Source organism: Streptomyces sp. NPDC058375, assembly GCF_042723425.1.
GTDB lineage: Bacteria > Actinomycetota > Actinomycetes > Streptomycetales > Streptomycetaceae > Streptomyces > Streptomyces durocortorensis.
The window spans coordinates 1-11,804 of sequence record NZ_JBHXJG010000229.1; the positions used below are offsets into that span (position 1 = coordinate 1).

Sequence of the window (11,804 nt, forward strand, 5' to 3'; positions counted from 1 at the left end):
GGCTTTGACTGTGCGTGCGCCGTCAGGGACTCGAACCCCGGACCCGCTGATTAAGAGTCAGCTGCTCTAACCAACTGAGCTAACGGCGCCTGCTGACCTGGAGAACTCTACCCGACGCGCCGGGGTGCTCCGAACCATTTACCGGCCGCCACGCCCCGTCAGATAGTCGTTTTTTTCCTTTGTTCCGTCAAAATGCGATATGTCAGGAGAGTTAAGTCGCTGACGTCCGTTACGGCTGCGCCCGAAGATCTTGACGAATGACGAGCGCGGAGGGGAATCGCATGACTGTGCCGGTCTTCGAGGAGTACGAACCCGCCATCGACTGCGGATGCGCGGGGTGCGCCGTGCGGCGGCGCTCCGCCGCGAGGGCCCTGCCGGTGCGGCGCGGGGGCCATCCCGCCGCGCACGGCGCGCGGCGCGCCCTGGTGCTGGCCACGGCCGCCGGGGTGGTCCTCTCCTGCGGGGCGGCGGGCGCGGCGGCAGCCGCCGGCCACGCCCCCGGGCCACCCCACGCCGACGGGGGAGCCGACCCGGAGCCGGCCACCCCGCAGGGCGAGAAGGGCCCGCTGCGGGGCACCGGCGCCTCGGGCCCGCCGTCCGCCGGGGCGGCCGCGCCCAAGACGAACCGGGCCGACATCATCGCCCGGGCCAAGACATGGGTGGCCGCGAAGGTCCCGTACAGCATGGAGAAATACTGGTCGGACGGCTACCGCCAGGACTGCTCCGGCTATGTGTCGATGGCCTGGAACCTCGGCACCAACGAGTGGACCGGCAGCCTCGCCGCCCACGGCACCCGCATCGCCCGCGCCGACCTCCAGCCCGGCGACATCCTCCTCTTCCACAACTCGGCCGACCCCGCCAAGGGCTCGCACGTCACGATCTTCGGCGGCTGGGCGAACTCCGCGCGCACCCAGTACGTCGCCTACGAGCAGGCGCGCCCGCGGACGCGGAAGCAGTCGACGCCCCTGGCGTACTGGAACAACTCCGACCGGTACGTGGCGTACCGCTACAAGGGCGTCACAGGCGGATCGCCCGGCTCCGGGTCCTCCACCGCTTTCCCCGGGGTCAAGCAGTTCGGCCCCGGCGCCAACAACAAGTACGTCACCCAGCTCGGCCAGATGCTGGTGAAGCGGGGCGGCAAGCGGTTCTACGCGGTCGGCCCCGGGCCCGTGTGGGGAACGGCGGACAAGCGGGCGACCCAGGCGTTCCAGCAGGCGCAGGGCTGGAAGGGCAAGGAGGCCGATGGCATCCCCGGCCCGGACACCTGGCGCCTGCTGACCACCGGCGGCGGCCGGAACATTCCGGCCGCCGGCGCGGGCGGCAGCCCAAATACGGCCGTCGCGTTCCCCGGACGCGGCTATTTCAAGCCGGGTCAGTCCAACAGCCATGTCGACCGGCTCGGCAAACAGTTGGTGAAGAAGGGATACGGCAAGCACTACGTGTCGGGCCCCGACCCGCGCTGGACCGAGGCCGACCGCCGCAACGTCGAGGCGTTCCAGCGGGCCCAGGGCTGGCGCGGCGGTGCGGCCGATGGTTACCCGGGGCCGGAGACCTGGCGCCGGCTCTTCGCGTGACGGACGTGACGACGTGACGGAAAGGAATCGGGAACCGGTGACCCCCAACAACAACCACACCCCCCACGCCACCCCCGCCCCCCACTCCCTGGACGACCAGCTCCCCCCTTCCCTCTTCGCCCGCCCGGGCAAGGCAACCCCGCCCCCACTGTTCGGCCCGGTCCGGGAGGAGGCGGTGCCGCCGGGGGGCGGTGAGGCCCCGTCGCGCCGGGACGCCGAGCTTCCGTCTCCGTTGCCGGCCAGGGCGGATCGGGGTGCTCCGCCCCCACTGTTCGGCCCGGTCCGGGAGGAGGCGGTGCCGCCGGTGGGCGGTGAGGCCCCGTCGCGCCCGGACGCGGAGCTTCCGCCTTCGCCGGACGGGGACAAGGCCCCGTCTGTGCCGCCCCGGCCCGCCACCCCGGAGCCCCCGAGCGTGAGCCTGCACCTCGGGCCGGCCCCGGACCACGGCACGGACGGGCCCGCCTCGGGCCCGGTCTCAGGGGGGCCCGCTTCGGATTCCACTTCGGGCTCCGCGCCGGACCCGGCGCCCGATCGCCCGACCTCTGATCGCCCGGCCCCCGACCGCCCGGCCGCAGGCCGCCCCGTGCCGCTCGACGGGAACCTCCATCTCAGGCCCGTCCGGCGTTTGAGGACGGAACCCTCGGCGGAGTGGACCCCGCACCCGTCGTACGGGGCCGAGCCGGAAGCCCGGCCCGCCCCCGCCAGGGAATCCGTGGACAACCCCGGGCCCGACACCGAGCTGGACCTCGTCCTGGACCTGGCCCCCGGCGACCGGGCCGCCTCGGCCACCTTCTCCGTGCCCGTACCCGGCCCCGCCGCCCCCGCGTCGCAGACCACCGCGACCACCGCGGCCACCCCGGCCAACGCCACCGCGACGACCGCCCCGCCCCCCGGCCGCCGCCACTCCGTCATCGCCAACGAGACCACCGCCTCCATCCCCGTACACCTCCTCTTCCGGGACGACCAGGAGCCGGCCGAGGCGGCGGCGCTGCCCGGGCCCGGAGCCGTCGTCCACCGCCCCGCCACGGGGGACCGCTCGCCCGCCACCCGCCGGCCCCCCGTGCCGCGTTCGCCGCAGACGCGGGTGCAGCCGTCGACCCGGCCCGCCCCGGTCGCCGACCCCAGGCTCACCGAGCGGCCCGGGCCCGCCCTGTCCGGCTACGCCGCCCTCCTCGCCGGCGCGGCCGGAATCGCCGGCGGCCTGGCCGTCCTGTGGTGGCGCGGCGCGCTGCCCGCCGCCTGGCAGAGCGCCGTCGGCCTCACCCCCCGGCCCGACCTCGGCATCGGCGTCGGCGCCTGGGCCGCGCTCGCCCTCCTCGCCACCGTCGTGCTCCTCGCGCTCGGCGGCCTCGGCCGGGGCCGGGTCGGGTACGCATGGGTGCTGACGCTCTTCGGCGACTACCGGGGCAGTGTCCGCCGCACCGGCCTCGTCTGGGTCTCACCCCTCCTGCTGCGCCGTCGCGTCGACGTACGCCTGCGGCACTGGCGCAGCGAACCGCTGCCCGCCGTCGACGCCAACGGCACCGCCCTGCGCGTCGTCGTCCTCGTGGTGTGGCGGATCAAGGACACGGTCCGGGCCGTCCTCGGCATCGAGGACCACGAGGCGTACCTGAGCGCCCAGGTCGAGGCCGCGATGGCCCGGGTCCTCTCCCAGCTGCCCGCCGACGCGTTCCACGAGGACGCCCCGACCCTGCGCGACGCGGAGGCGGTCGGCGACGCGCTGACCCGGATGCTGAAGGCGGACTGCGAACCGGTCGGCGTCGAGGTGTACTCGGCGCAGCCGACCGGCATCGAGTACGCCCCCGAGGTCGCGGCGGCCATGCAGCGGCGGCGGATCGCGGCGATCGACTCCCGGCACCGCGACAGCGTGCTCACCTCCGTGGTGGACGCGGTCGACGACACGGTCAACCGGCTCACCACGCGCGGCATCGTCGAGCTCGACGACTACGAACGCAAGGCGCTCGTCAAGGACTTGACCGTCGCCTTCTACACCGGCCGCAGCGGGGGAGGGGACGGAGCCTGAGGGCCGGGGGAGGTTCCGGGGCGACCCGGGGCGGCTCGGGGGCCGCCCCGGAATATGACGCTCATTGGTCTGGACATGTTCACGTCGCGTCAATAATCTAAGACTTGGTCTAGACCGCAGCATCCGCGTCACGCACGGCACCACGTACCAAGCGCGCAGCAGTCGAGCAGTGCTCATGGAACCTCCCCCACGTTCTAGAGGAGCGACAGCCCATGCGGAAAAAGGCAAGCGCGGCCGTGATCGGCCTGGCGATAGCGGGCGTTTCGGTGCTCGCGACCAACACCGCCAGCAGCCACGGCTACACGGACTCCCCGATCAGCCGTCAGAAGCTCTGTGCCAACGGCACGGTGACCGGCTGTGGCAACATCCAGTGGGAGCCGCAGAGCGTCGAGGGGCCCAAGGGCTTCCCGGCGGCAGGACCGGCGGACGGCAAGATCTGCTCCGGCGGCAACGGACAGTTCGCCCAGCTCGACGACCCCAGAGGCGGCAACTGGCCCGCCACGCAGGTCACCGGCGGACAGGGCTACAACTTCCGTTGGCAGTTCACCGCCCGCCACTCCACCAGCGACTTCCGCTACTACATCACCAAGAACGGCTGGGACTCCACCAAGCCGCTCACCCGGGCCGCGCTCGAATCGCAGCCCTTCATGACCGTGCCGTACGGGAACCAGCAGCCGCCGGCCACGCTGACCCACCAGGGCACGATCCCCACCCAGAAGAGCGGCAAGCACATCATCCTCGCCGTGTGGAACGTCGCGGACACCACCAACGCGTTCTACGCCTGCTCCGACGTCAAGTTCTGACGTTTCATCAGTTATCGTGCGGCGCCATGAGGAGTACCGGCACCGTCGCGGAGCTCGTACGACGTCAATGGGGTGACCACCGGCCCGCCCTGAAGCACGGCCCCACCGTGCTCAGTCATCACCAGGTGGCCGAGGGCGCCGCCGCACGGGCGGCGCTCCTCGCGGATCTGCTGCCGCGCGGCGGCGAACCGCACCTCGGCGTGCTGCTCGACCACACCCCTGAGTTCCCGCTGTGGCTCAGCGCGGCGGCCCTGGCCGGGGCCGCCGTCGCGGGGATCAACCCCACCCGGCGCGGCCCCGAGCTGGCCCGCGACATCCTGCACACCGAAGCCCGCCTCCTGATCACCGAGCGCGCCCACCTGCCGCTCCTCGACGATCTGGAGCTGCCGGGCGTACGGATCCTGGTCACCGACACCGAGGCGTACGCCGCCCTGCTCGACCCCTGCCCGGACCCGGTCTGGTGGCCCGGGACGGCGACGGCGACTACGTACCCCTGGATGCCGAGGGGCTTGCGGCCCTGCTGGAACGGTACGGGGGGCGGGGGAGGACGGTGGGAGGGATGCGCGCGGGAAAAGCGAAGTGGCGGCCTCCGTGAAGAAGACCGCCACCCCGTGTCGTGCGCCGTCAGGGACTCGAACCCCGGACCCGCTGATTAAGAGTCAGCTGCTCTAACCAACTGAGCTAACGGCGCCTGCTGACTCGAAAATAATACCTGGTCCGCAGGGGTGCTGATGACACCCTCCGCCCGGGAGCCTCCCGGAGTCCGCCCGGACCGCGCTCAAGCCGCCCCGTGCCCGCCCACCGCATCCGGGATCAGCGGCCCGATCCAGGCGGTGAAAGGTTCCCGCAGCTCCTCGCCCGCCGCCCGGACGATCTCGTTCGGATCCTCGGCGGCCTCCAGGCCGAAGCGGTCGCGCAGCCAGGCCCGGAACGCGGGGTTCTCCGGGCAGGGGTCGTACGCCTCCTCGTCCCCGTCCGCCGGCTCGCTCTCGTCCGCGTAGTCCACGCCGTCCCAGTCGCCCATCGGGGTCCAGCCGGAGGCCAGGACGCGCAGCAGCTCGGGCAGGTCGCGGGCGACGACGTGGACGCCGCCCTCGTCGCCGAGGAAGAGCACCGGCAGGGTGGCGAGGTCGGCGCGGTCGTCCCGCAGCCAGAACGCATAGGTCGAGCCGGAGCCGGTGGCCTGGGCGAAGGGCCGGATACGGTCGGAGAGCTGGGGGTAGCCGCCGTCGTCGTGCCCGAACTCGATCAGCTCGAAGCCGGGGGCGTAGTAGTCGTCGACGTCCGCGTCGAACTCCGTGAGCAGGTCCAGGGTGGGGGTCGGTGTCTGCATGGCGGTGACGCTACCGGGGGCCTCGGACAGCTCCCGCCCCGGCCGGACCCGGGCCGGAGTGACCCTACAGCGCCAGCGACAGCAGCACCGGCGCCGCCCGGCGGCTCAGCGTCTCGGCCGCCGACCGCAGCCGGTGCGCGTCCTCGATCGGCAGCGACAGGGCCAGGCAGCCCGCGGCGGAGCCGGCCGTCAGCGGCACGGCGGCGCAGACGGTGCCCACCGCGTACTCCTGGAGGTCCAGCACCGGGACCGTGGCGGCCTGGGCGTCCAGCTGGGAGAAGAGGATCTTCTCATCGGTGATCGTCCGTGAGGTGAGCCGGGCCGTCCGGTGCCGGGAGATGTGGTCGCGCCGCCCCTCGTGGTCGAGCTGGGCCAGCAGGCACTTGCCGACCGCGCTGGCGTGCGCCGAGGAGCGGAAGTCCACCCACTCGTTGACCGCGGGGGTGAGCGGCCCGTCCGCGACCTGGGTCACGCTGACCTCGCCGTCCACATACCGGCTGAGGTAGACCGCCGCGCCGACCGAGTCGCGCAGCTCGGTCAGGGTGAGCTGGAGGCGGTCCTCCAGGGCCTGGCGGCGGGCCGCCCCGGAGCCGAGCAGCAGAAGCGACGCGCCGATGACGTACGCGCCGTCGCTGACCTGCTCCACATACCCCTCGCGGCGCAGCGTGAGGAGCAGGGAGGCGAGGTGGCCGGTCGGCAGCCCCGTCTCGCGGGAGATCTGGGCATCGGTCACGCCGTCGCCGTGCTTGGAGACCGTTTCGAGCACGCGCAGGGCGTACTGCACCGCGTGGAACGGTGCGGTCGGCTCGGGCTTCAACGCCACGGTGTCCCCCTACCAGGTTGTGACCGCAAGCTTTCGCCCCACGATAGCCGCCGGAAGGCCTCCGCGGGGCGGCAGTTGACGAGTCAGTAGGGGCGCCCCGGAGCTGTCATCTGGGGCGCACCCGTCTGGCATATGCCAACGTCATGGGCGGTGGCTCAACTGCGAGGTCACAGCACCGCGTTGAGGAACTCGCGCGTACGTTCGTGCGACGGATCGGAGAAGATTTTCTCCGGGGATCCGGACTCCACGACCCGTCCCGCGTCGAACATCAGCACCTTCTCCGAGACGTCCCGGGCGAAACTCATCTCGTGGGTCACGCAGAGCATGGTGATGTCGGTGTTGCGGGCGATGTCCTCCAGCAGCTCCAGCACGCCCGCCACCAGCTCCGGGTCGAGCGCCGAGGTCACCTCGTCCAGGAGCAGGATCTCCGGCTCCATGGCGAGCGCGCGGGCGATGGCGACCCGCTGCTGCTGGCCGCCGGAGAGCTGCGAGGGGTGGGCGTCGACCTTCGCCGAGAGCCCGACCAGGTCCAGCAGCTCCCGTGCCCGGGTCTCCGCCTCCTCGCGGCTCTTGCCGAGGACGCTGACGGGGGCCTCGGTGATGTTCTCGATCACCTTCATGTTCGGGAAGAGGTTGAACTGCTGGAAGACCATCCCGATCTTCTTCCGCGACTCGCGCAGCTGCTTCTCGCCCGCGGGCTTCAGCGAACCGTCCGGGGTGCGGATGTGGGTCAGAGGGGAGCCGTCGACCCAGATCACCCCGCCGCTGACCTTCTCCAGCGTCATCAGCAGCCGCAGGATCGTCGTCTTGCCCGAGCCGCTGGGCCCGATCAGCGTGACGTGCTCGCCGCGGTCCACGGTGAAGTCCAGCTCGTCCAGGACGACATGGTCGCCGTAGCGCTTGACCACCTTGTCGAACCGCACCAGCGGCTCGCCCGTGCGGGCGGCTGCCGGGACGGCGTCCTCGGGAGCTGCGGCCGGCCCCGGCGACTCCGTCTTCTTCAGGGGGAGGGGTTCAGTGGCCAAGGCGCTTCTCCAGCTTTCTCATCAACAGCGACGTGGGGTAGCTCGCGACCAGGAAGATCAGGCCGGCGAGGGTGAACACCTCGGTGTAGGCGAAGTGTTCGGCCCCGTACTTCCGGGCCTCGAAGACCATCTCCTGCACCGTGATCACGGCGAGGAACGGCGTCTCCTTGAACATCGAGATCGCGTAGTTCCCGAGCGCGGGCAGCACATTGCGCACCGCCTGCGGCAGGATCACGGCCTGCCAGGTGCGCCGGGGCGACAGTGACAGCGCGCGGCACGCCTCCCACTGGCCCTTCGGTACGCCGTCGATCCCGGCCCGGTAGACCTCGGAGGTGTACGCGGCGTAGTGGATGCCCAGCACCGCGATGCCGATGTACAGCGGCTCCACCGTGTTGAACAGGGCTGCCGCACCCACCAGTTGCACCAGCAGCGGGGTGGAGCGGACGAACTCCGTGACGGTGCGCACGGGGACGGTCACGAACCGGCTGGGCGCACGCCCGGCCATCGCGACGACCAGCCCCAGCACGGCCGCCACCAGGGTGCCGAGCACGGTGGCCAGCAGGGTGACCCTGAACCCGTTCAGCAGGTCGGGCAGGGACTCCCTGACGGCGTTCCAGTCGAAGCCGTTCACCGGGTACCTCCCACGGCGGTCGTGGACGCGCTGCGGCTCTTGAACAGGCTCTTCGCGCCGGTGTCCAGGCCGAGCCGCCGCTTGGCGCTCCGCTCCAGCAGATTCATCAGCATCGTCAGGGCGTACGCCAGCACGAAGTAGGCGGCCAGCAGGGTCAGATAGGCGGTCACCGTCTCACCGGTACGGTCGCGCAGCTGCTGCACCACCGTCATCAGGTCGGCGGCCGAGATCAGCCACAGCAGCGGGGTCGCCTTCAGCAACTGGATCAGCAGGTTGGTGAAGCTCGGGATCATCTGCACCCACGCCTGCGGCAGGATCACCTTCCACAGCCGCCTGGTCGGGCTCAGGTTGAGGGCGATCGCCGCTTCGTACTGCCCGCGCGGTACGGAGTTGACGGCCCCCCGCACCACTTCGGCGCCGTACGCACCGAAGTTCAGGCCGAACGCGACCACCCCGCAGATCAACGGCTCCAGTTCGTAGCCGGTCAGCAGCGGCATCGCGTAGTAGAGCCAGAACAGCTGGACGTAGAGGGAGGTGCCCCGGAAGAACTCCACGACCACGCGGGAGACCCCGCGGGCCAGGAGCAGTCGGCTGTTCGCCATCAGCCCGAGCGCGAAGGCCAGCACTCCGGCCAGCAGCGCGCCCAGGACCGTGGCCTGGAGCGTCACCCACAGACCGGACCGGACGCGGGGGAGCTCCTCGACGAGGAGGGAGAAGAAGTCACTCATGCGTGCGTGCCCGCCCGCCCCGTCAGCCCTTGCACAGTTCCGCGGTCTTCAGGTCGGCCGGCGGGATCTCCGTCTCCCCGAACCCGTACGGCTCCAGCAGCTGCACATAGCGCGAGCGGTCGGAGACGATCTTCTTCAGCTCGCGGTTGAAGGAGTCCCGCAGGTCCTCGTTGCCCTTGCGGAACACCGCCCCGCCCGGCGAGAACTGCTTCTTGCCGTCCAGCTGCGGCACGAACGCCTCGGTGACCTCGGTGTCCGGGTTGGTCTTCGCCAGCCAGCGCAGAGAGATACCGGTGAGCAGGAAGGCGTCGATGCGGCCGCCCTTGACGGCGTCGGCCCCGTCCTGCGGCTTCTGCAGCGTCTTGATCTTGCCTTCGGTTATGCCCGCACCCTTGGCGTAACTGCCCTCGACCGCACCGGACATGACGCCGACGGTGATGCCCGCCTCCTTCGCGGAGGCCAGGTCGGTGACCTTCTTCGGGTTGCCCTTCTTCACCATCAGCGCGGTCGGCGAGATGAACTCCGGTTCGGAGAAGATCGCGTTGCCGCAGCGCTCCGGGGTGATGGCCATGCCCGCGCTGACCACGTCGTACTTGCCGGCCTGGAGCCCGGGGATCAGCCCGTCCCATTCGGAGAGCGTCGGCTTCAGCTCGTCCACCCCGAGGGCCTTGAAGATCTCCCGGTGCAGCGTCGGGGCCTCGCCCTTGAGCTCCTTGCCCTCCAGGTAGCCGTACGGGGCCTCGTTGGCGTACGCCACCCGCACAAAACCCTGCTTGCGGAGCTTCTCCAGAGCGCCCTCGCCGGTCGCGGAGCCGGCGTCGGTCTTGCTGCACGCGGTGAGGAGGCCGGGAACGACGAGGAGGCCGCCCACGGCCGCCGATCGGTTGAGGAAACCCCGGCGGGACAGGTTCGGGAATTCAGCCATGGTTCGCAATCTCCTGGAGGTCGAACAGTCCGGACAGGGTGAGCGCCTGCCCGATCCCGTACGTCTATGCGGGTAGCCGGTGGCATGTAACCCAACAGTGGCCGGAAGGTGACCTTCCCGTGCCCGAAGGGGGCGGAGTGCGACCAGGGATGCGCGGGGCGTGTTCCCCGTCGCAGCCAGTTCATGACTTCACGTCAGCCGTTTCTGTGATCAGCTGGCACCATGGTTGCCATATGGACAAGCGTCGTGGCCGTCGGGGGCACGCTCCTGGGGGCTGTGGTCACGCACCTCTTCCAGCGCCTCGCGGCCTCGCGCACGGAGAGGTTCGCGCGGTCGGAGGCGCTCCGGCAGGAACGCACGGCCACCTACAGCGCGTTCGCCTCGGCGGCGGAGGAGTACCGGCACGGGCAGGCGGGCCGCTGGTACCGCATGCGGGAGGGGCACGCCGCCGAGGCGTTCGTCGAGGCGCGCGACGAGGCCCACCGGCTGCGCACCGCCACCCGCCAGGTGCTCTACCGGGTCAAACTGCTCACCGACGACCAGGAGGTCATCCGCGCCGCCGAACAGGCCTATCGGTGCACACGGGATGTCTCGACCGCGCAGGACCAGGCCGGGCACGACGCGTTGGACGCCGGGGCGCGGGAGGCGATCGAGGCGTTCATCACCCGGGCCTCGCCGCTCACCCGTTGAGGTCGGACCCGTTGAGGTCGGACCCATTGAGATCGGACTCGTTGAGGTCGGTGGAGGGGACGTAACCGCGTTCCTTGTCGACCACGTTCGGCAACGGCTCGCCGCGCGCCCACCGTTCGTACAGCGTGACGAACTGCTCGCCCAGCCGGTCGCGCCACCCCACCGTGTCCCCGCTCAGGTGCGGCGAGACCAGCAGCCCCGGTACGTCCCACAACGGGCTGTCGGTGCCCAGCGGTTCGTCCTCGAACACGTCGAGCGCCGCGCCCGCCAGCCAGCGGCGGTTCAGCGCGTCCACCAGGTCGGCCTGCACCACGCTCGCCCCGCGCCCCACGTTGATGAACCGCGCCGATGGCTGGAGCAGACCGAAGAAGCGGCTGTCGAACATCCCGCGCGTCGCCCCGGTCAGCGGGGCCGCGCCGATCACCCAGTCCGCCCGCGCCGCCAGCCGGTCCAGGTCCGCCGCCCCGTGGATGGTGCGCCGGGCGGTCCGCCCCACCAGGGCCACCGTGACCCCCAGGCCGTGCAGCAGCCGGGTGATCTCCCGGCCGATCGGGCCGGCGCCGACGACCACCGCGCGTGAACCGGCCACCTGCTGCCCCTCGCGGTGGTGCCAGCGCCGCTCCCGTTGCAGCGCCAGGGTGCCGGGGAGGTTTTTGGCCATCGCCAGCACCAGCCCCGCCACGTACTCCGCGATCGGCCGCTCGAAGATCCCCCGCGCATTGGTGAGGACGGTGTCGGAGGCGACCAGCTCCGGGCAGAGCAGCCGGTCCACGCCCGCGCTCGCCGTGTGCACCCAGCGCGGCCGCCGCCCCGGACCCGGCCAGGCGTCCCGTACCGCGTCCGACGCGAAGTCCCACACCAGCAGCACATCGGCGGCCGGAAGCAGCCCGGCGAGCGTGGCGGCGTCCGCGTACCGCACGTCCACCCGGCCGGTCAGCCGGCCGAGCCGCGGGGACGGTTCGGCGTCGAGGACGAGCAGGACGGGATCCGGCATCGCTGGGCGGCCCTCCGCGACGGAACGGGACTACGGATCGCCCACGCTCGCAGCAGGTCACCCGCGCGTCAACGAGGCCCGGCCGCGCGCCCCTGTGCCCGGCGGGGGGAATACTGGGAACAAGTCGGGGCAAGAGTGACCGGTCGCGCGGTCACGGCCGCCGGAGCGTCCGGAGGGCCGCGGCGGCCCCGGGCGGGGCCGCCCGCCGCGATCCCGCGCAGGGGCTCGCCCGCCGCGCGGCGCGCCGTCGCCGCA

The 11,804-nt window shown here is 71.7% G+C and carries 11 protein-coding genes, 2 tRNA genes and 1 pseudogene; 5 read left to right on the forward strand and 9 right to left on the reverse strand.

From position 1 onward, the window contains the following. Positions 1 to 15 precede the first annotated feature (15 nt). A tRNA-Lys gene (locus ACFWM7_RS28030) sits at positions 16 to 89 on the reverse strand. 192 nt (positions 90 to 281) lie between these two features. On the opposite strand from ACFWM7_RS28030, the gene ACFWM7_RS28035 reads away from it, so the two are divergent. The 4 genes and pseudogenes from ACFWM7_RS28035 to ACFWM7_RS28050 form a co-directional block, all read left to right on the forward strand. Further along, the gene (locus tag ACFWM7_RS28035; protein WP_383265538.1) at positions 282 to 1,574 is read left to right on the forward strand and encodes a peptidoglycan-binding protein; all 1,293 of its coding nucleotides are present in this window, start codon (positions 282 to 284) and stop codon (positions 1,572 to 1,574) included. Next, positions 1,531 to 3,597, forward strand: a complete 2,067-nt coding sequence (locus ACFWM7_RS28040; RefSeq protein ID WP_383265541.1) for an SPFH domain-containing protein — start codon at positions 1,531 to 1,533, stop codon at positions 3,595 to 3,597. Before ACFWM7_RS28035 ends, ACFWM7_RS28040 begins: the two co-directional genes overlap by 44 nt. Positions 3,598 to 3,809: 212 nt before the next feature. Next, positions 3,810 to 4,400: a lytic polysaccharide monooxygenase gene (locus ACFWM7_RS28045; RefSeq protein WP_075266149.1), complete on the forward strand. Its 591-nt coding sequence runs from the start codon at positions 3,810 to 3,812 to the stop codon at positions 4,398 to 4,400. 26 nt (positions 4,401 to 4,426) lie between these two features. Then, a pseudogene (locus ACFWM7_RS28050) lies at positions 4,427 to 4,844 on the forward strand (AMP-binding protein); the annotation flags it as partial. Positions 4,845 to 5,017: 173 nt separating this feature from the next. Here ACFWM7_RS28050 and ACFWM7_RS28055 read toward each other — a convergent pair. The 7 genes from ACFWM7_RS28055 to ehuB form a co-directional block, all read right to left on the reverse strand. Beyond that, a tRNA-Lys gene (locus tag ACFWM7_RS28055) sits at positions 5,018 to 5,091 on the reverse strand. Positions 5,092 to 5,178: 87 nt separating this feature from the next. After that, positions 5,179 to 5,733 carry a hypothetical protein gene (locus ACFWM7_RS28060; RefSeq protein WP_383265545.1) on the reverse strand — a complete coding sequence of 185 codons (555 nt, stop codon included), beginning with the start codon at positions 5,731 to 5,733 and terminating at the stop codon, positions 5,179 to 5,181. A 64-nt stretch (positions 5,734 to 5,797) separates the two neighbouring features. Next, positions 5,798 to 6,556, reverse strand: coding sequence for an IclR family transcriptional regulator (locus tag ACFWM7_RS28065; protein ID WP_383265547.1), 759 nt, complete (start codon positions 6,554 to 6,556; stop codon positions 5,798 to 5,800). Between the two features lie 167 nt (positions 6,557 to 6,723). Next, positions 6,724 to 7,581: an ectoine/hydroxyectoine ABC transporter ATP-binding protein EhuA gene (gene ehuA / locus ACFWM7_RS28070; RefSeq protein WP_383265550.1), complete on the reverse strand. Its 858-nt coding sequence runs from the start codon at positions 7,579 to 7,581 to the stop codon at positions 6,724 to 6,726. Then, the gene (gene ehuD, locus ACFWM7_RS28075) at positions 7,571 to 8,212 is read right to left on the reverse strand and encodes an ectoine/hydroxyectoine ABC transporter permease subunit EhuD (protein WP_383265553.1); all 642 of its coding nucleotides are present in this window, start codon (positions 8,210 to 8,212) and stop codon (positions 7,571 to 7,573) included. Before ehuD ends, ehuA begins: the two co-directional genes overlap by 11 nt. Then, positions 8,209 to 8,940: an ectoine/hydroxyectoine ABC transporter permease subunit EhuC gene (ehuC, locus tag ACFWM7_RS28080; RefSeq protein WP_383265556.1), complete on the reverse strand. Its 732-nt coding sequence runs from the start codon at positions 8,938 to 8,940 to the stop codon at positions 8,209 to 8,211. The genes ehuD and ehuC overlap by 4 nt, the downstream gene beginning before the upstream one ends. A gap of 22 nt (positions 8,941 to 8,962) precedes the next feature. Beyond that, entirely contained in the window at positions 8,963 to 9,865 is a 903-nt protein-coding gene (gene ehuB, locus ACFWM7_RS28085) for an ectoine/hydroxyectoine ABC transporter substrate-binding protein EhuB (protein ID WP_383265559.1), read from the reverse strand. Between the two features lie 222 nt (positions 9,866 to 10,087). Here ehuB and ACFWM7_RS28090 point away from each other — a divergent pair, with 222 nt between their 5' ends. Further along, on the forward strand, positions 10,088 to 10,555 hold the full coding sequence (locus ACFWM7_RS28090) for a hypothetical protein (RefSeq protein WP_383265562.1): 468 nt from the start codon (positions 10,088 to 10,090) through the stop codon (positions 10,553 to 10,555). Here ACFWM7_RS28090 and ACFWM7_RS28095 read toward each other — a convergent pair. Continuing rightward, positions 10,545 to 11,549: a D-2-hydroxyacid dehydrogenase gene (locus ACFWM7_RS28095; RefSeq protein ID WP_383265565.1), complete on the reverse strand. Its 1,005-nt coding sequence runs from the start codon at positions 11,547 to 11,549 to the stop codon at positions 10,545 to 10,547. The two genes, ACFWM7_RS28090 and ACFWM7_RS28095, sit on opposite strands and share 11 nt — an antisense overlap. Positions 11,550 to 11,804 lie beyond the last annotated feature (255 nt).